This is a genomic window from Photobacterium aphoticum (assembly GCF_001029435.1).
GTDB classification, from domain to species: domain Bacteria; phylum Pseudomonadota; class Gammaproteobacteria; order Enterobacterales; family Vibrionaceae; genus Photobacterium; species Photobacterium aphoticum.
Genome location: NZ_LDOV01000033.1, coordinates 1 through 18310, shown reverse-complemented (window position 1 = coordinate 18310; position 18310 = coordinate 1). Strand labels below are relative to the sequence as shown.

General features: G+C 49.6%; 16 protein-coding genes. 8 read left to right on the top strand and 8 right to left on the bottom strand.

All coding sequences use genetic code 11. The annotated features are described in order from the left end of the window. The first annotated feature begins 366 nt into the window (after nucleotides 1-366). Together gmhB and ABT58_RS17925 are read left to right on the top strand one after the other, a co-directional pair. On the top strand, nucleotides 367-921 hold the full coding sequence (gene gmhB / locus ABT58_RS17930) for a D-glycero-beta-D-manno-heptose 1,7-bisphosphate 7-phosphatase (protein ID WP_047875822.1): 555 nt from the start codon (nucleotides 367-369) through the stop codon (nucleotides 919-921). A gap of 373 nt (nucleotides 922-1294) precedes the next feature. After that, nucleotides 1295-1639 (top strand): hypothetical protein, encoded by a 345-nt coding sequence (locus ABT58_RS17925; protein WP_047875821.1) that lies wholly within the window; start codon nucleotides 1295-1297, stop codon nucleotides 1637-1639. 213 nt (nucleotides 1640-1852) lie between these two features. Here the strand turns inward: ABT58_RS17925 and ABT58_RS17920 are convergent, their stop codons facing one another. The 8 genes from ABT58_RS17920 to ABT58_RS24415 form a co-directional block, all read right to left on the bottom strand. Beyond that, on the bottom strand, nucleotides 1853-3073 hold the full coding sequence (locus ABT58_RS17920) for a tetratricopeptide repeat protein (protein WP_047875820.1): 1221 nt from the start codon (nucleotides 3071-3073) through the stop codon (nucleotides 1853-1855). 11 nt (nucleotides 3074-3084) lie between these two features. Beyond that, nucleotides 3085-3717, bottom strand: a complete 633-nt coding sequence (locus tag ABT58_RS17915; protein ID WP_047875819.1) for an energy transducer TonB — start codon at nucleotides 3715-3717, stop codon at nucleotides 3085-3087. Between the two features lie 4 nt (nucleotides 3718-3721). Beyond that, nucleotides 3722-4129: an ExbD/TolR family protein gene (locus ABT58_RS17910; protein ID WP_047875818.1), complete on the bottom strand. Its 408-nt coding sequence runs from the start codon at nucleotides 4127-4129 to the stop codon at nucleotides 3722-3724. A gap of 25 nt (nucleotides 4130-4154) precedes the next feature. Next, nucleotides 4155-4682 (bottom strand): MotA/TolQ/ExbB proton channel family protein, encoded by a 528-nt coding sequence (locus ABT58_RS17905; RefSeq protein ID WP_047875817.1) that lies wholly within the window; start codon nucleotides 4680-4682, stop codon nucleotides 4155-4157. Nucleotides 4683-4691: 9 nt separating this feature from the next. After that, nucleotides 4692-6053, bottom strand: coding sequence for a MotA/TolQ/ExbB proton channel family protein (locus tag ABT58_RS17900; protein ID WP_047875816.1), 1362 nt, complete (start codon nucleotides 6051-6053; stop codon nucleotides 4692-4694). Continuing rightward, nucleotides 6053-6820, bottom strand: coding sequence for a DUF3450 domain-containing protein (locus tag ABT58_RS17895; RefSeq protein WP_047875815.1), 768 nt, complete (start codon nucleotides 6818-6820; stop codon nucleotides 6053-6055). Before ABT58_RS17895 ends, ABT58_RS17900 begins: the two co-directional genes overlap by 1 nt. 74 nt (nucleotides 6821-6894) lie before the next feature. Next, nucleotides 6895-9348 carry a TonB-dependent receptor plug domain-containing protein gene (locus ABT58_RS17890; protein WP_229821775.1) on the bottom strand — a complete coding sequence of 818 codons (2454 nt, stop codon included), beginning with the start codon at nucleotides 9346-9348 and terminating at the stop codon, nucleotides 6895-6897. Further along, complete coding sequence (locus tag ABT58_RS24415; RefSeq protein WP_229821776.1) at nucleotides 9302-9490, bottom strand: hypothetical protein; 189 nt, start codon at nucleotides 9488-9490, stop codon at nucleotides 9302-9304. Before ABT58_RS24415 ends, ABT58_RS17890 begins: the two co-directional genes overlap by 47 nt. A gap of 817 nt (nucleotides 9491-10307) precedes the next feature. Here ABT58_RS24415 and ABT58_RS17885 point away from each other — a divergent pair. The 6 genes from ABT58_RS17885 to ABT58_RS17860 all read left to right on the top strand — a co-directional run bounded on the left by ABT58_RS17885 (nucleotide 10308) and on the right by ABT58_RS17860 (nucleotide 17955). Further along, complete coding sequence (locus ABT58_RS17885) at nucleotides 10308-11333, top strand: ABC transporter permease subunit (RefSeq protein ID WP_047875814.1); 1026 nt, start codon at nucleotides 10308-10310, stop codon at nucleotides 11331-11333. Nucleotide 11334: 1 nt separating this feature from the next. Beyond that, the gene (locus ABT58_RS17880) at nucleotides 11335-12378 is read left to right on the top strand and encodes an ABC transporter permease (protein WP_047875813.1); all 1044 of its coding nucleotides are present in this window, start codon (nucleotides 11335-11337) and stop codon (nucleotides 12376-12378) included. A 25-nt stretch (nucleotides 12379-12403) separates the two neighbouring features. Beyond that, nucleotides 12404-14257, top strand: a complete 1854-nt coding sequence (locus ABT58_RS17875; protein ID WP_047875812.1) for an extracellular solute-binding protein — start codon at nucleotides 12404-12406, stop codon at nucleotides 14255-14257. Nucleotides 14258-14273: 16 nt separating this feature from the next. Beyond that, on the top strand, nucleotides 14274-15140 hold the full coding sequence (locus ABT58_RS17870; protein WP_082211151.1) for an ABC transporter ATP-binding protein: 867 nt from the start codon (nucleotides 14274-14276) through the stop codon (nucleotides 15138-15140). Between the two features lie 33 nt (nucleotides 15141-15173). Beyond that, nucleotides 15174-16010, top strand: a complete 837-nt coding sequence (locus ABT58_RS17865) for an ABC transporter ATP-binding protein (protein WP_082211150.1) — start codon at nucleotides 15174-15176, stop codon at nucleotides 16008-16010. A 121-nt stretch (nucleotides 16011-16131) separates the two neighbouring features. Next, nucleotides 16132-17955: an extracellular solute-binding protein gene (locus tag ABT58_RS17860; RefSeq protein ID WP_047875811.1), complete on the top strand. Its 1824-nt coding sequence runs from the start codon at nucleotides 16132-16134 to the stop codon at nucleotides 17953-17955. Nucleotides 17956-18310 lie beyond the last annotated feature (355 nt).

Genomic DNA, 18310 nt, shown 5'->3' with positions numbered 1-18310 from the left:
ATACCGTGTTGATGACCGGCCCATCATTGGCCGCAAGCGGTATATTGTTGTGTTGTCTTGCAATTTTTCGTTATTTTTATATGGTGTGTTCACGGGGTGTTAACCACATCTATGGGTTTGATGCTATGGGTTAACATATGTGAAGTCAATAGATATTTTTACGTCTGGACGTCTAAATGTCTTTCCTTCTTTTTGTGGCATTTTCTTGTCTCTTACAGGGTAAGAAAGCCGAGTGTGTGCCTGCCCGAGCTGACGTTAACGAGCGTGAACAGACTTTGGGGCGCCGATGCGATAAACAGGTGAATCCCAGCCTGAGGCGTGCCATAATTTGAACCAACATAGAGACAGTCAATCAGAGGGCTAACCTTGGCCAAACCAGCAGTTTTTATCGATCGTGATGGCGTGATTAACGTGGATCACGGTTACGTGCACACCGTTGATGAATTTGAATACATTGACGGGGTGTTTGAGGCCTGTAAGAAATTGAAAGACATGGGCTACCTTTTGGTGCTTGTGACCAATCAGGCCGGTATTGCCCGTGGCATGTATACCGAAGATGAGTTCCTGACTCTGACTGAGTGGATGGACTGGAACTTCGTTGACAACGGTGTAGAGTTTGATGGCATTTATTACTGCCCTCATCACCCAACCGAAGGGCAGGGGGATTACCTGCAAGACTGTGACTGCCGCAAACCTAAAGCGGGCATGTTTAAGTCTGCCTGTGATTTTTTGAAAATCGACATGGCCAACTCGGTGATGATCGGCGATAAAGCTGACGACATGAAAGCGGCAGACGCGGCGGAAGTGGGCACCAAAATTTTGGTTCGTACAGGCAAGCCTGTGACGGAAGCGGGCGAAGCGCTGGCTAGCGTGGTACTGGACAGTGTCGCAGATGTACCGGCATGGCTGGCAGCACGCTAAGCACAGTATCTTGCTAAGTTCTATCTCTCGCTGAACCGTATATAAAGACGCCTTGCGTCAATTCTGATGAAAACCGCCTGGATGGGCGGTTTTTTTGTTTCTGCTGATGATGACATGCCGCTTGGCTTGCCCTGACGAATTTGTCTTTAACTTGACGTGATGCGGGTTGGCGAATCTGGCCAAAATGCGAACAAATTTGCCAATGTGTGTAATTTGCAATGTGCTACAAAATATAAGTAATTGATTTTATAAGACCTCATTGTTGGCACGCTTGCTGCAATACTGTGTGTGAAAGTTAACCAGACATACCTGCCCGCCATAACAGGCAGTAAGGGGATGCGCAGCAGGTGACGTGCACGTAGAGGAGCGAGCAATGAAAAAGCAAGTAATGGGTATGGTGTTTAGCGTAGGTGTGATGGCCATGGGCGGTAAGGCTATTGCACAAGATATTGCACAAGAGACACAACAAGGGCATGCCCTGACGGGGTTGACGCTGCACCATTCGATGGATTTGGATGCGCAGATGCAGCAGCAAAAAGGTGACGCGCTCAAGACCATTACAGCGGATCTCGAAGCACAGATCACCCCTGTCGTGACGCAGGCCAATACATTGATGGTTTCGGACATCACGGCCCGCCAGGCGGTTCAAGTGGCCAAGACGCTTGCGTCGCCAGCAGAAGAGAAAGTGATTGCCAGTGTCAGTCGTGACACGGAGTAACAAAGAGATATCACGATTGCTGCCGTGTTATCGCCATAAAAATCGCTATAAAAAATGCCATAAAAAAAGGGAAGCAGCTGCTTCCCAAAAACAGTGTGACTGACTCACACAGAGATACGAGATTTTGTAGAGCGGCCCCAGCAGACACCTTGTTGATGTGGTACTGTCTGGGGCATTGAGCAAGGCGTGTTCAAGGCGTGTTCGACGCTCTGCTCACCCTTGGTCCTGCAGGAAGTTGACCCAAGGGCCCGCTACCGCCTGCATGTCTTTCGATTGAGCGGCCGTTTTCATCGCTTTGAGCGCATTGGCCGGTTGCTCTAACTCGAAGTAAGCCATGCCGCGCAGGTACGCCAGTTCAGCTTTATCGCCGCCGTCAGCATTGGGGGCGGCTTTTAGGGTAAATTGCGTGGCTGACTGGTATTGCTTGTCTTGTAACATCAGACGCACAATTTTAAGCTGCGTTTTGACGGTCGGCTTCATGTCATACGCTTTGCGATAAGCGGTAATGGCACTATCAAGCTCTTTGGCTTGCTGCCAATAATTGCCTAGCGTATCCAAATTTTTCGTCGAGCGTTTCACCGCCCCTTTGTCCATTTCACCTTCCAGTGTGCGGGCTGCTCGGTATGGGATCCCCAGATAAGCTTGGAAGTTTGACAGACGAAGTAATTCTTTCTCATCGTCCAGCAAGCCAAACTTATGGGCTAGTTCAAGCGTCGCCAGTGCATTTTTCTCCTGATTCAGTTCCATGTAAATGCCGGACAACTGCATCCAATACTGCTTTTTCTTTGGATACTTGGTGGTCAGGGTTTTCAGAACGCCAGCCACACTTTTATATTGCTTCAGCTCGTAATGGGCCGCCATCAGCAGCACGTACCATGACTCGCTGGGTGATTTCGTCATTGCGATCGCTTTTTTTGTCGGTGCGATAGCGTTTCGGTAATCTTCCAGCTGAACGTAAGCACTGGCCAGTGTGATATAGGCATGTGCCTGAGGTTTTTCATTGGTGGTTTTCGCCACCTCAAACCAGGTTTTCATGGTGTTGACGGACTGTCTGAACTTGCCTTCAGCCAGCAATAACTGCGCCAGGCTGTAACGCACCTGCTGAGCTACGGGCACGGGCAGGGCATCGGTTTTCAACGCCTTGGTAAAATACTCGGCGGCTTTGGGATAGTTATCCTTCAGTGAGTATAAAAATCCCATTTGTTGCAGCAGCACAGCACGGTCATATTCCTTTTTTCCTGAGCTGTTGAGTGCTTTATTCAGCCGCGCTATTGCATCGCTGTAGCGTTCAGTCGCGATCAGTTCCTGTACTTTGTTGACGGTACGGAAGGTACGGTCACTCAGTTCTGGATTCTCTTTGGCTAGTGCCGGTGCCGCGAGGGCACCGGATAGCAGCAGGAGAGAAGCCAGCAAATGTTGACGATATTTCTGCATTGTTCACTCTCCTAGTTAACCGAGAACTCAATTTCTTGAGACAGGCGTGCGCTGACCGGTTTGCCATCAACCTGTTTCGGCTTGAAGGTCCATTTCGATACTGCTTTACGCGCTGCTTTACCCAAGCCCAGTTTGCGCGGGGACTCTTTGAGTACTTTTACATTCTCGACACCACCACGGGCATTGACCGTGAACTCGACCAGTACCACGCCTTTTTCTAACCCGGAACGGGCCGCTTTACGTGGCATTTGTGGCTGGAAGGTGGCCAGTGGCATCGGGCCGCCGCTTCCTGTCACTTGTGCTCCACCGCCTTGGCTGTAATGGCCGAGGACTGAGCCGCCTGTGACGTTCACCGGCAAATCCAGTTTCGGCATGTCCATCGGCATCTGCTCCATCACCGGTTTCACCGTTGAGGTGACTTTCATCTCCGGCGGTGGCGGCGGACGCTTCGGTGGCGGTGGTTTGGGTAGTTCGCGTTTTTTCTCCTGTATCTTTTCTTCAGGTTTGACGCGAATGAAGTCAACCATGCGTAAATCTTCATTCGACGTCAGCTCGTGGCGCTCTTTGTTTACTAGCTTGTCCATCCCCCAGAACAGTCCCAGGGAGACAACGAGCGCCAGTGCTAATGAGGCCAGATACCGCATAGGCTTAATCCTTATTGGTTGCGGCAATGGAGATGCTTTGTACACCTGCCATTCTGATCTGATCCATCACCTTCACGACCACACCGGATTTGGCTTCTTCATCAGCCTGAATCACGACGGCACCGTCAGGGCTTTCTGCACGGAGACGTTCGATGTTGGCTCGTACCGCATCCACTTCTACGCGGCGTTTGTCGACCCAGACATCACCGGATGCCCCTACGGCAACCATGATGTTGCCTTTTTTCACGGTTTGCGCGGTGTTGGCACTTGGTCGGTTGACGTCGATACCGGCTTCTTTGACAAACGATGTTGTTACGATAAAGAAGATCAACATGATAAATACGATGTCGAGCATCGGTGTCATGTCGATAGCTGCTTCGTCACTGCTATCGCTGCTGTAGCGTCTTTTCATGACCTATCCCTCTAATTCCTTTTACTCAGGCAATATGCTTCAACTTATCTTCCAGCTTCTGCGTGGAGACCTTAGCGAGGTGGTCAAGTCGAGAGCTGAAGAACAGCCCCGAAAGAGAAGCGACCATGCCCGCAAGGGTTGGGATTGTTGCCTTTGAGATCCCCGACGCCATGGCGCGGGGGCTTCCTGTTCCTGTTACCGCCAGAATATCAAACACTTGGATCATACCGACTACCGTACCGAGCAAGCCCAGTAGGGGACACAGTGCAATCAGCACTTTCACAATCGGCAGTCCACGTTTGTTTTCAATATCCTGCAAGGAAACCATTTCCTGGCGGATGGCTTTGGCATTCCAGCTTTTGTGTTCGCTGCGGGCCGCCCAAGCGGCTTCGGCTTTTTTGATGGCCTTTGGCAGCACGGCGGCAAAGTAAAACCAGCGTTCTAGCAGTACCGTCCATAACATGAAGCTGAGGATGAAGATGGCCATTAAGACATCCCCACCCATGCCGAGGAAGCGTCGTATTGACTCGAGTTCTTCAATTAACCACCACATAGTGCCTCCTTAGCTGTCGGCAGCGTGCAGTTTTTCCTGGTAACGCGCGATAAAGCCTGCACTTTGCTCTTCCAGCATTTGCACCAAACGGCGGCTCTTGCTGTGTACAAGGGTGTAGAAGAACAGGAGAGGGATAGCCACAACCAGGCCTAGCATGGTGGTGACAAGGGCTTCTGAGATCCCGCCTGCCATGAGTTTCGGATCGCCGGTACCAAACAGGGTAATCGCCTGGAAGGTGCCGATCATACCCATTACGGTACCCAGCAGACCCAGTAGCGGCGCCACGGAAGCAAACAGTTTGATAGAGCCAACGAAACGTTCAATGCTTGGGGCGTTACGCAGGATCACTTCGTCCATTTTCGCTTCAAGATCTTCTAAGTTATCGCCTTTGTGACCTTGGTAAGCTTCCATGATTTCACCCAGCGGGTTGCCATCCAGGACTTTGTCGCTCTTGGCTTGCTTACGCATTTTCGCGCCAATCACGGTCAGGCGTAGGAAACAGAACAGTGCAATCAACGCACCCAGTGCGCCCATACCCAGAATCACGTAACCCACAAGGCCACCTTGGTCGATACGCTCCTGAACCGTCGGGCTTTGTACCAACAGCGACAGGATCACACCACGTGACGGGTCAATGAATAGTGGCTCGTAGCTGCCATTGGCGGCTTCAAACCCCGGGACGTTACGCATGATGTTCTTGGTTGGCTGACGAGACAGCTCTTCGAACTTGCCGGTTTGCGGTACATAAGTGACATATTTGCCATCGGCAATGGCATTAAATTCACCGACCAGCGTGACATCACGTACGGCTTCTTTACCTTCACCGTAAACGACGGTCGCCGGTGTGGTAGTGGTATTACCCGACACAATCACTTGTTGTAAAATCGTGTGCCAAAAGCCTTCTAGCTCTTGTGTCGATGGCAGCTCTTTACTTTCAGCCAGTTTAGTCAGCAGGGCGTTACGTTCCGGAAACTGCACCGCATTCTGAGAGGCGGCAAACAACCCTTTGAACTCGCCTGCATACTGACGAACCACACCAAACATTTCGCCCAGTGTGCCCGAACGTTGACGCAGGGTTTCAGTCAGTTCGGTCAGCTGCTTGTCGTTGGCATCAAATGTGGCTTTAAGCTGTTCACCACGCTCTGTGGTGGCTTGCAGTTCGGCACGGGCCTGTTTCAGTAAGGCTGCCTGTTGGTTACGGTCCGCGCGAAATTCCGCTTCACGTTGTTTGTTTTCTTTTGACTCAACAATGCTTTCCGCTTTCACGGTTTTTAATAGTTCAGCCAGTGACGCGGGTGTGTCAGCGTGGGCCGGTGCAGCGATAACCAGTGCGGTCAGCAGGGCTGCGGCCAATGATTTGAATCCTTTCATTATTTATCCTCCCCAGCGAATACAGGTAGCTTAATCAAGGCTGGTGGCGCTTGTTTCTTCGCGATACGCAGACCTTGCTGAACCGCAATGCGGTAGCTTTGTGGCAGGGTTTCCCACTGACGCGTGGTCTGGTTCCACATGCCTGTTTCACCGCCATCCGGTGATTGGTACAGCAGGGCGGTGCGGCCAATACGCAGGAAGTCATAAGTCAAGGTTTCGCCGTTACGATCCAGGCTCGCCTTGTAAGATTCAATGGAGCGCGAGAAGCCTTCTTCGATTTGGTAGGCTTCCATCACCTTCCGGAATTTTTCAGACGTGGTGACATCGGCACGATCCATCATGGCGCGCAGATCGGCGATACGGGCCGTACGCTCTTTGCTCTGGAAAGGCAGGTCGAGCGCGACGAACTCATCCAAGGCGTCGATCATCTTGAGCGTCAGCGGCACGATTTCCATTGCCGTCTGATCGATTTGTGCGATCTGGCGGGTCAGGGAGTCCAATTCCCCTTGTTGTGAATCCACCATGCGGCTGATTTGATCGTTGTATACCTTCATGCTATCAAGCTGGCGCAAAATGCCTTTGTACTCAGCCAGCATGGCTTCGGTACTGTCGGCATATTTGTCCACTTTGGCCTGGGAGGCCGCTGCCGCTTTATCGGCTTTTGCCTGAGTCGCAACGACGGTGCCAGAAGGGGCAGCCAGTGAGCTGGCGCTGAGGGTGAGCATGGCGGCAGTGATTGCACTTACGCCAAAGTCCTTTAACGTCATAGTTGCATCCTTGTCATTGTGTTAGTCAGTCGGGAAAAGGACGCGGGCACGCTGGCCCGCGTCAGGGTTTGTTATTAGAAATCTTGTGAATATTTCAGGAAGAAAACACGGCCCTGGATGCTGTATAGGTCACTGTTGTAAGTCACACCATCAGATTCAAAGCTTGGGTCTTCATCAAACATGTTACGTACACCGGCAGTGAAACGTGCGTCCCACGGTGCCTGGTAGTTATAAGCAATGTTCCATAGGGTCTGGCTCGAGATGTGGCCAGTCTGGTTGTAGTCTTTGTCGACATCCTGTGCTTGATCGGCAATGTGGTCTGCAGACAGATACACATCGTGATCATCAAACGCATTCAGGCCAACACCGGTCTGGAAACGGTACTGAGGCAGACCGTTACGGCCAATTTGGTCGTTAGTTGGGCCGTTAACAAATTCTGGTGATTCGTATTCCAGCACGTATGAACCATTGAAGTCGTAACGCAACGTACCCCAGTCTAGGTCGTACAGGTAGTTCAGCTTAAAGTCGATACCCGAGGTATTCAGGGTGCCAATGTTAGACAGCGGCACTGTGGCGCTCACAATGTTACCGTTCGCATCACGTACGACGTTCGGATTGGTAGTCCCAGTGTTACGCTCCTGATCGATCATGCTTTGCAGCGTGTTCATCACGATGGTGTCTTCAATCTGGATGTTGTAGTAATCCAGAGTCAGATCCAGATCTTCCAGTGGCGAGTAGCTCAAACCGAAGTTGAACGAACGGGACTTTTCAGCATCCAGATCTTCGTTCGATGTACGTGTTGTTGAGTACTGTTTCTCCGGACAATCCGCATCGGAGATATTGTTCGCTTCACAGTACACGTAGTCTTTGGCGTAATCGTTTGATTCACTGTCAGCACCGTACAGGTTAGACAATGATGGTGCACGGAAGCCAAGACCGGCACCGGCACGGAACATCAGGTTGTCCAATGGCTGGTAACGGAACGAGACTTTCGGTGATACCGAGCTACCAAAGTCGCTGTAGTGGTCGTAACGCGCTGCCAGATTCATCTCCAGCTCGTCAGTGAAGGCAATCAGAGATTCGGCAAACAGGGCGTACGTAGTGCGATCGCCTGCTGCGGAGTTACCGGCACTACCAATGATGTTGCCTGCTTCACTTTGTGCATCATATTGATCGTAGTAGTCGTAGGTGGTGTATTCGGCACCCACATACAATGGAATGGTGATATCACCCACTTCCGCGACGTCAAACTGCAGACCTGCATTGAACTGATGCATTTGCATCTGGCTTTCACGCGAAGTGGTAGCCGCCAAATCCGCAGTCGCATCGGCACTGAACTCGCCGTTTTCAAATTCGCCCGCATTGACCAGCGCTTCTACCGATGGACGCAAGACATAACCGGTACCGCGCTCTTGGCTGTTGGAGAAATTCAGGTGGTAACCGGTTTCCCAGATCATTTCGCCAAAGCTGTCGGTGTCAAATGAACCATCCAGAGCCAGCTTCATGTCGGCCTGAAAGTCTGTCACGGTGGTGTCACGGGTGCCGACATTGGTAAAGCGGTAGTAGACAGCTGCCGGACCTGCCGCAGGGTCTAGGCCGTTATCCGCGAAGAAATCGGCACCGCCTGTGGTCGTTGGATCGACTGAGAAGAAACCTGCCGCTGGGGCAAAACGGCCAAAGCTTTCGTTACGGCTCAGCAAGATTTGCGAGTTAAAGGTAGTGGTATCGGTCAGGAACAGGTTACCGTTAATGAAAATGGTATTACGTTCCAGCGATGCTGACTCCGCCGCTTCAGCCGTGTAGTCGTAACCACACATGTCACCCAAACCAGGGTAGTTAGTGACGCCCACAAAACCGTCACCGTTACATTTACCGGTGGCCGGATCGAATGAGCCGGCAATCGGTTTCAGTTCACCATTGTGGTAGACGTTACGGCCATAAATACTCACGCCCGACATATCAAAGTAGTTGTCAGAATCGAGGTTGCTCGAGCGCAGATAATCACGGTCACGCAGGTAGATTTCATCTTTTGAATCGTGCTCAAAAGAGAAGTAAATGTTGCCTTTATCGCCAGAGGTACCGGCAACAAAAGATATATTTTGCTCGTCACCACCTTCGCGGGATGGAATACCACCACCGACAGTGACGTTCAGGCCATCGAATTCATCTTTCAGGATGATGTTAACCACACCCGCCACGGCATCAGAGCCGTAAACCGCTGAGCCGCCATCTGCCATGACTTCCACACGTTCAACGATAGCAGCAGGGATCACGTTGATGTTAGCGGCGCCGCCCCCCATGGTTGCTGAGCCTGGCAGACGTTTACCGTTTACCAGTACCAGGGTACGAGATGCACCAAGGCCACGCAGTGAAACAGTGGCCTGACTTTGCCAATTGCTACCCGAACTCTCACTGTACGAACCAAAGGAGTTGTAAGAGGTTTTACGCAGTACGTCGGCAATGGATACATCACCGGCACGTTCAATTTCTGCGCGGCCAATCACGGCAACAGGTGTACTTCCTTCCATAGAAGCTCGCGTGAGGCGAGAGCCCGTTACTTTCATCTTTTGCAGTTTTCTGCTGTTCTTCAGCATAGGCGGCTGTGGCGACAAAACTCGAACCCAGCGCCAGGCTGATAGCAACAGATAAGGCTGTTGTCTTTTTATTCATCCTTGCTGCTCCATTTCTTTATTATTCTTCCTGTAACCCGGCAGTCAGTTGCCGAAGCAAGCATTAACGTTTCGTTAACGTGTAGGGAGATATACATGAAGCTGAAAGTTGAAGTCAAACCAGTGAGTTTTATGTGCAAGAAATGATAAAACGATATGAAATGCTTAAAAATTAATTTATTTAAAACTAAATATTGGTTTATATCTTTTTGTCAAAACTATTTATTGAGTGGAGTTGGTTTTTTGACGCTTTGTTGAAAGTGTTGATAAATGTTGTGACAAATTCAAAGATTGGTTTATTTATCTATCTATATCCACAAAAGCAGTTTTATCGACCTCTTAATTACTCTTTGGTTAATAAATCCCAAGATGCTAATTAGGTATTTTGTAACAAGTATTTCAATAGGCGTTTGTTAAGGGGTGGGGAGGTGAGCGGTGCTTAAAAGGAATATGTCTAAATGTGAGCTCATTCATTGTATTGTCATATTTTTACGGTAGTGACACTGAAATTTTTAACTTCGATCACTCTGTAAATGAGAGCTATTCTGGATTTATATATTTTTTTTACATTTGAAGCACATTGGTCGCAAAATGTGACACGATTGGGTCAAAATAGTTAAGCTAACTTGAAGGAAGGTACAAATCACTGTATTTATGGCGCTTAGAAAAATAAATGGTGTTCATACTGAATGCTGAGAAAGTGAAATTGTTCAGGACGAGCAAATATTCATGGTGAATTGCGAGCTGAAAATCAGGCGCGGGTGAGTCAATCATGCATCTGTCTGTTTCCGCCGACTAGACATGGAGTGGATGTAAGTATGTTGTCATATTTTTTACGTCGTATGGCGTTGGTGATCCCAACGTTTCTCGGCATTACGATTTTAATTTTTGCTATCACACGTTTTGTGCCTGGGGGCCCTGTTGAACGCATGCTTGCGAATATGCAGGCACAAGGGGACGGGGCTGCAGCCATGACGACAGCAGGCGGTAACTCTGCCTTATCAGAAGATCAAATTGCTGAACTTAATGCCTTTTATGGGTTAGATAAACCGGTGACGGAAGCCTATATTGATTGGCTCAGTAAACTGCTGGTGTTGGATTTTGGTGAATCGACGCGCTATTACGAACCGGTGTCTGACATGATTGCCGAGCGGTTGCCGGTATCTCTCTTTTATGGCGGTATGACCTTCTTTATTAGTTACTTCATTTCTATACCGCTCGGTTATTACAAAGCGCTCAAACACGGTTCCGTGTTTGATTCAGGTTCGTCTATTTTAATTTTTGTCGGTTATGCACTGCCCGGTTATGTGGTCGGTGTCCTGCTGATCACCTTGTTCAGCTATCACCTGGAATGGTTCCCCATGGGCGGATTTGTCGGGGATGATTTTGACGACTACGAGACCTTTGTTGAGCGAGCCAAAGATGTGATGTGGCATGCGGTGCTGCCGCTTATCTGTTATTTGATAGGTGATTTCGCCACACTGACCATGACCATGAAAAATAACCTGATGGAGAATTTGTCGTCGGATTATATTCGTACCGCCATTGCCAAAGGCCTGCCATTTAAACAAGCGGTACGTAAGCATGCATTACGTAATAGCCTTATTCCCATTGCCAGCCATTTTGGTAATTCATTGCTCTTTTTCATGACAGGCTCTTTTTTGATTGAGGTAATTTTCAATATCGATGGTATTGGCTTGTTGGGTTATGAGTCGATCATTGAACGTGATTATCCGGTGGTAATGGGCATTGTTGCTATTAATGCGGTGATGCTGCTGATCGGTAATATTTTGTCAGATGTGTGTGTGGCCTTGGTCGATCCTCGCGTGAAGTTTGGAGCTTAATATGTTGAATCTTAATCCCCTAACGCAAAAAAAGATCAAACGCTTTAAAGAAATTAAGCGTGGTTATTGGTCATTCATCATTTTGTCTATTTTATTGGTGTTGTCGCTGTTTGCGGAATTGCTGATCAACAGTAAAGCACTGGTAGTGAAATATAACGGGTCGTATTCCTTCCCGGTGATCTCGGATGTCCGATTAGGCAATGAATTTGGTCAGGGCTCAGCCAGTGAAGCGGATTACCGTTTGTTGCAGAAAACGTTTGAGGCCGAAGGTGGTGACAATTTTGTGATCATGCCATTGGTGCCGTGGAATCCGTATGAGCAGGATTTTTCCGGCAATTATCCGCCTAACCCGCCGAGCGCGGAGAATAAGCATTACCTTGGTACTGACATTATCGGCCGCGATATTCTTGCCCGTCTGGTATATGGCTTTCGTACCGCGATGGGATTTGCCTTGATGACCATGGCGATTTCGTACGCCATTGGTACCGCCGTGGGCTGTGCCATGGGCTTCTTTGGCGGTAAGTTTGATTTGTTCGTGCAGCGCCTGATTGAAGTGTGGTCGATGGTTCCGTTCTTGTACGTGATCATGATTTTGGTGTCGATCACCCAACCGACCTTTGCGCTCTTTGTGGGGATCAACGTCCTCTTTGGCTGGATGGGGATGACCTGGTACATGCGGACCATGACCTATAAAGAGTCTGCCCGTGAATATGTGATGGCCGCCAAAGCACTGGGCGCGTCAACAGCCCGTATTCTGTTTAACCACATTTTGCCGAATACCATGGTGATGATTGTGACACTGGCGCCGTTCACCATTGCCGCCAATATTACCGCCCTGACCGCATTGGATTATTTGGGATTGGGTTTGATGCCACCGACGCCAAGCTGGGGAGAGTTGCTGCAACAAGGGAAGTCGAATTTGGATTCACCGTGGATCGTGACCTCGGTCGTGACCTCGATTGTGCTGGTGTTGGTGATGGTCACCTTCATCGGGGAAGCCATCCGTGCGGCTTTCGATCCGAAGAAATTTACGCGTTATGTGTAATTGCGCTGCGAAACAAGGATGTCTCATGAAAAATAACAATAAATACGCACTGTCGGTAGTAGCGATGGCCATGGCTGCCGTCACGCTGCCGGCGTGGGCGACACAATTGCCGGCCGATCTGGCCTGGGAAAGCAACTGGGATGAGCCGCTGTTTGCATCAAAAGAGGCCAAGCGTGGCGGGACCTATCGCAGTTACATGCGCAGTTTCCCACAGACACTGCGTAGCGTCGGGCCGGATGCGAACTCCGGGCTGCGTCAGTATTTTATGGATGAAGCGCCGAAGTTAGTGCAGCGCCATCCAACCACCGGTAAATGGATCCCGCAGTTAGCCACCGCGTGGGCGTTTGGGGACGATCATAAAACAGTCTATTTCCAACTGGATCCGAAAGCCCGTTGGTCAGACGGTGAGAAAGTGACGGCCGATGATTACCTGTTCATGCTGAAGTATTACCGCTCTAAAGACATCATTGACCCTTGGTACAACGACTTTTTCAACAACCATATTGATGATGTGAAGAAAATTGATGATTACACCATCGTGATCACCGCCAAAGTGGCGAAAAGTGATGACGAGTTGCTGTACATGATGAGTCTGCCAAGTAATGGCCTGCAGCCCCGTCCGGCGCATTTCTTTGCCAAGGTGAAGGATGAGAACAATGACGGGATGGACGATAACTTTGTCCGTAAATTTAACTTTAAAGCCGAGCCGACCACCGGGCCGTATTACCTCGATAAGGTGAAGAAGGGCAAAAGCGTCACCTTCAAGCACGTTGGGGAAGATTGGTGGGGCTACAGCAACAAGTATTACCAGCATCGTTATAACGTGGACAAAATCCGCCTGCGGGTGATCCGCGATGAGGACATTGCCAAGAAACACTTTGAGAAAGGGGATTTGGACGCTTTTCGTTTGATTCAGCCTGAGCTGTGGCATGAAAAATCCAATACCGCACCCTATCAGCAGGGCTATATCCATAAATTGTGGGGCTATAACGCGGTGGTGCAAGGTGCAGGTGGCCTGTGGATGAATACCGCTAAGCCTATGCTGGATGATATCAATGTGCGTAAAGGGATCACGTATGCCACGGATTACGATGGCCTGATCAAAAACGTGCTGCGTGGCGATTACCTGCGTAAACCCCATGGATTGGGCACCGGGCACGGCGATTATGACCGCCCTGATAGCGTGCCACCGACGTTCTTACCGGAAAAGGCGGTAACGTATTTTGAAAAAGCCGGCTATACCACGATAGGGGCTGACGGTATCCGTTTGAATAAAGACGGCCAGCGTCTGTCTTTTGCGGTGACTTACAGTCGTCCGGCACGCACGCCTCGCGTGGCGTATTTAAAAGAGCAGGCTAAGCAAGCCGGTTTGGAGTTGACCTTGAACTTGGTCGATGGTTCGTCGGCGTTTAAATACATTCTAGAGAAAAAGCATGAGCTGGCTTACCTGACCATGGGGGGCGGTAAGATCCCGGCGTATTGGGAGTACTTGCATTCCGTCAATGCCAAGCCACAAACCAATAACCACACCAATTTCCGCTCACCAGCGATGGATGAAAAGATTGCTGCGTATCTGGCCGAGTTTGATACCACTAAGAAGCAGGCCATCTCTCATGATATTCAGCAGATGGTGAGCGATGCGTACGTGATTGTGCCGGGGTACATGGCGCCATTTACCCGTGAGGCTTACTGGCGCTGGATGAAGTTCCCGACGCCGGCCATGACAAAAGATACCCATTACCTGTTTTCCAATGAAGGGTATCTCACACTCGGCACATACTGGATTGACAGTGATGTGAAAAAGCAAACCAAGTCAGCGATGAAGAAAAAGCAGACTTTTGACCCTGTGGTTGTCGTTGACGACACCTACAAGCCGTAACGTAGGGAGGCGAATGATGCAGGACGATATCATTTTAAGTGTGCGTGATTTGGAAACGGAATTTACCACGGATGACGGTGTGGTGAAGATCCTTCATGGTGTCAGCTTTGATGTGCGCAAAGGCAGAACGTTAGGGTTGGTGGGTGAGTCCGGTTGCGGCAAGAGTGTCACCTCCATGTCGATCATGGGCTTGCTGCCTAAACCGTACGGGCAAATTACCCACGGACAGATCCTCTACCGGGGGACCGATTTGGTCACTCTGCCGGCAGAAGAAATGTATGCCATGCGTGGCAATAAGATCTCGGTGATCTTTCAGGATCCGATGACCGCGCTCAATCCGGTACATACCATTGGCCGTCAGCTCAATGAAGTATTGGAGCTTCATCGGCCGGATCTCGACAAGGCACAGCGTAACGCCTATTCATTGGAGATGCTGCAGAAGGTGAAGATCCCGATGCCGGAAAAGCGCCTGAATGAATATCCTCATAACTTGTCCGGCGGGATGCGCCAGCGTGTCATGATCGCCATGGCACTGGCGTGTAAACCTGACATACTTATTTGTGATGAGCCGACAACGGCCTTGGATGTGACGGTGCAGGCATCGATCCTGGAACTGATGAATGAGTTACAGGAAGAAACCGGGATGGCGATGATTTTCATCACCCACGATTTGGGTGTGGTCGCAGAGATCTGTGATGATGTGGCCGTGATGTATGCCGGGAAGGTGGTTGAATACGCGGATATTTTTGACTTATTTGATAATCCACAGCACCCGTACACCGAGCGATTAATGGGGCTGATGCCAAGCTTGGATAACGAGCCGAAACAGCCGATAGAGATCAAACCGATTGATGTCACCCTGTTTCCAGAGTTTAAAGGCTAAGCTCACGTATCGCGGTCATGTAAAGAGGACGTTATGACAGAAGTATTACGGATAGAAAACCTCAAGCAGCATTTTGTGTCCGGCAAAGGGATCTTCAAAAAAGGCTATACCGTGAAAGCGGTAGACGGTGTGTCTTTCTCAGTGGCGCGCGGGGAAACCCTTGGGCTGGTGGGGGAGTCAGGCTGTGGCAAAAGCACCCTGGGCCGTACGATTTTGAAATTGTATGAGCCGACAGAAGGAAAAATCTTTTTTGAAGGGCAAGACATCACGGATTTGTCGACCAAAGCCATGCGCCCACTGCGCAAAGACATGCAGATTGTCTTTCAGGATCCGATGGAATCCCTCAACCAGCGCCATACAATCGGCATGATTTTGGAGGAGCCTTTCATTATCCACAAAATCGGTACACCGCAAGAGCGCCAAACGTGGGTCAAAGAGCTGTTGGTGAAAGTCGGGCTGCCAGAAACGGCCGTGAACCGTTACCCCCATGAGTTTTCAGGTGGTCAGCGTCAGCGTATCGGGATCGCACGGGCCATAGCACTGAAGCCGAAATTGCTGATCTGTGACGAGTCAGTTTCCGCCTTGGATGTGTCGGTGCAGGCGCAGATCTTGAACCTGTTATTACAACTGCAAAAAGAGATGAATCTGGCGATCATCTTTATCTCCCATGACCTGTCGGTGGTGAAACACATTTCAGACAACGTGGTCGTCATGTATTTCGGCAAAGTGGTGGAAATGGGGCCAGCCAAAGAGATCTATGCCAATCCGCAGGCGGAGTACACCAAGAAATTGTTGTCGGCCATTCCGATCACTCACCCGAAAGACAGGAAGCGCAAGCGACGCGCGGAAAAAAGCAGTCACGTCGCCTGAAGCCCAGAGGCCGAAGGACGATCGAGGTGCACAGGGTGATGACCACGCCCAATGCCGGAAATGAAAACAAGAACGACAAGATGCCAGCCAGCGAAGCGGCACATAAAAGGAAGGTAAAAGTATGAGAAGGACGTTATTAGCTACCGCGTTATTATTGCCAGCGGCATCGTGGGCAGGGCTGCCTGACAATGTTGAGTGGCTGACCAATAACAATGAGCCGCTATTTGCCTCTCCGGATGCGCAGTTTGGTGGCACGTTACGTACCGCGATATCCAGTTTCCCACAGACATTCCGAACAGCCGGGCCTGATGGTAATGGCGCGTTTCGGGTTTGGTTGCTTGATAAACAGCCTCAGTTGCTGCAGCGCCATCCCGATACACTGAATTATATTCCGGATCTTGCCACGCACTGGGCGTTTGGCGAAGATAATAAGACGATTTACCTGAAATTGAACCCAGCGGCAAAGTGGTCGGACGGTCAACCGCTCAAAGCGTCTGATTTTAGCTATATGCTGCAGTTTTATCGTTCCAAAGACATTATCGATCCCTGGTACAACACCTATTACAGTACGCAGATCGAACGGATTGATGCCTTGGATGATCACACGGTTGAGTTGGTATTTAGCAAAGAAATGGATCACGATGCACTGTTGTACTTCACGCACCGTCTGAAGCCCCGTGCTGAGCATTTTCTTAAGCCAAAAACCGATAAGAATAACGATGGCGTCGACGATAATTATGTTCGCCGATTTAATTTCAAACCAGAGCCCACGTTGGGGGCATACCACGTTGGGAAGATCCGTAAAGGCAAATCCATCACTATGCAGCACATCGGTGAAGATTGGTGGGGATATACCAACCGCTATTATAAGCACCGTTATAACGTCGACAAAATCCGTATCAAGGTGATCCGTGATAACGACATTGCCTTCAAGCATTTTGAAAAAGGGGATTTGGATGTCTACGCCATGGGGCGTCCGGAGATCTGGTACGACAAAAGCCAGTCAAAGCCGTTTAAAAACGGTTATATCCACCGCTTCTGGGGCTACAACCAAATGGAAGTGGGGGCAGGGGGCTTCTGGCTGAATACGGCTAAGCCAATGCTCGATGATCTCAATGTCCGTAAAGGGATTGCCCATGCGCTGAATGTCGATGGTCTGAATAAAAAAGTCTTTCGAGGGGACTTTAGCCGCAAACAAAATGGGTTAGGTGTCGGTTTAGGGCCTTATACCAATGAGGATCTCTCTGCGCTGCCTTTTGATGCCAGTGCAGCGATTAAACACTTTGAGCAAGCGGGCTTCACCCAGATCAGTAGTGACGGCATTCGTGTGAATGATAAGAAACAACGTCTAAGCTTTGCGGTGACGTACAGTCACCAAGTGGTGACGCCGCAGTTGGCGTATTTGAAAGAGCAAGCCAAAGCGGCAGGGCTGGAGTTGACCATGAATTTGGTGGATGGCTCATCAGCCTTTAAATTCGCACTGGAGAAGAAACACGAAATTTCTTATCACTCGATGGGGACCGCACCTCGTCCTCAGTATTGGGAATACTTCCACAGTGCCAATGCCGGTAAAACGCAGAACAATAACTTTACTAACTACAGTACACCCGAGTTGGATGCGTTAATCATGCAGTATCGCGGTGTGTTCTCAAGTAAAGAGAAGGAAAGATTATCGCGTGAGATCCAACGTCAGGTACATGAAGCGAGTGTCATTGTCCCTGGAGTGATGGCTCCGTACATTCGTTCCGGATACTGGCGCTGGATGAAATACCCGGCTAACCCAATGCAAAAGAAAACCGAAGCTTTGTTCACAATTGGCCGTATGGATGACTTTGGCACCTATTGGATTGATCAAGAGGTGAAGAAAGCCACACAAAAAGCGGTGAAAAAAGGGCAGCGATTTGATCCTGTCACGGTGATGGATACCAAATATAAGCCGCAATAACGGGCTTCTAATGTGGGAGAAAGGTACGACAATATGTCGTGCCTTTTTATTTTTTATACTGATAAATCATATTTGTACAGATTGTGTTCAGTTGGTTTGGGTTTCTCGTTTTTTTTAATTTCAGGGGTTGCGCGCTGTCAGAATCTCTCTATAATGCCGCCTCACTGACACGGAGAACGACAACTTAAGTCGCTAACCCAATCAGTTTGTTCTTTAACAATTTGACCATGCAATCTGTGTGGGCACTCGTTGAATAGATAGTCAAAAAGATTTATCAATGAAACTGAGTGACCAATCGATAGACCTTTAGCAATAAAGAGAAGTCGGCACAGTCAATTCATTCATTACTTCGGTA

Excerpts from the sequence above, each read along its gene's own strand:
- ABT58_RS17925 (WP_047875821.1), top strand. The coding sequence starts at position 1,295 with ATGAAAAAGCAAGTAATGGGTATGGTGTTTAGCGTAGGTGTGATGGCC.
- ABT58_RS17920 (WP_047875820.1), bottom strand. The coding sequence starts at position 3,073 with ATGCAGAAATATCGTCAACATTTGCTGGCTTCTCTCCTGCTGCTATCC.
- ABT58_RS17915 (WP_047875819.1), bottom strand. The coding sequence starts at position 3,717 with ATGCGGTATCTGGCCTCATTAGCACTGGCGCTCGTTGTCTCCCTGGGA.
- ABT58_RS17910 (WP_047875818.1), bottom strand. The coding sequence starts at position 4,129 with ATGAAAAGACGCTACAGCAGCGATAGCAGTGACGAAGCAGCTATCGAC.
- ABT58_RS17905 (WP_047875817.1), bottom strand. The coding sequence starts at position 4,682 with ATGTGGTGGTTAATTGAAGAACTCGAGTCAATACGACGCTTCCTCGGC.
- ABT58_RS17900 (WP_047875816.1), bottom strand. The coding sequence starts at position 6,053 with ATGAAAGGATTCAAATCATTGGCCGCAGCCCTGCTGACCGCACTGGTT.
- ABT58_RS17895 (WP_047875815.1), bottom strand. The coding sequence starts at position 6,820 with ATGACGTTAAAGGACTTTGGCGTAAGTGCAATCACTGCCGCCATGCTC.
- ABT58_RS17890 (WP_229821775.1), bottom strand. The coding sequence starts at position 9,348 with ATGGAAGGAAGTACACCTGTTGCCGTGATTGGCCGCGCAGAAATTGAA.
- ABT58_RS24415 (WP_229821776.1), bottom strand. The coding sequence starts at position 9,490 with ATGAATAAAAAGACAACAGCCTTATCTGTTGCTATCAGCCTGGCGCTG.
- ABT58_RS17885 (WP_047875814.1), top strand. The coding sequence starts at position 10,308 with ATGTTGTCATATTTTTTACGTCGTATGGCGTTGGTGATCCCAACGTTT.
- ABT58_RS17880 (WP_047875813.1), top strand. The coding sequence starts at position 11,335 with ATGTTGAATCTTAATCCCCTAACGCAAAAAAAGATCAAACGCTTTAAA.
- ABT58_RS17875 (WP_047875812.1), top strand. The coding sequence starts at position 12,404 with ATGAAAAATAACAATAAATACGCACTGTCGGTAGTAGCGATGGCCATG.
- ABT58_RS17870 (WP_082211151.1), top strand. The coding sequence starts at position 14,274 with ATGCAGGACGATATCATTTTAAGTGTGCGTGATTTGGAAACGGAATTT.
- ABT58_RS17865 (WP_082211150.1), top strand. The coding sequence starts at position 15,174 with ATGACAGAAGTATTACGGATAGAAAACCTCAAGCAGCATTTTGTGTCC.
- ABT58_RS17860 (WP_047875811.1), top strand. The coding sequence starts at position 16,132 with ATGAGAAGGACGTTATTAGCTACCGCGTTATTATTGCCAGCGGCATCG.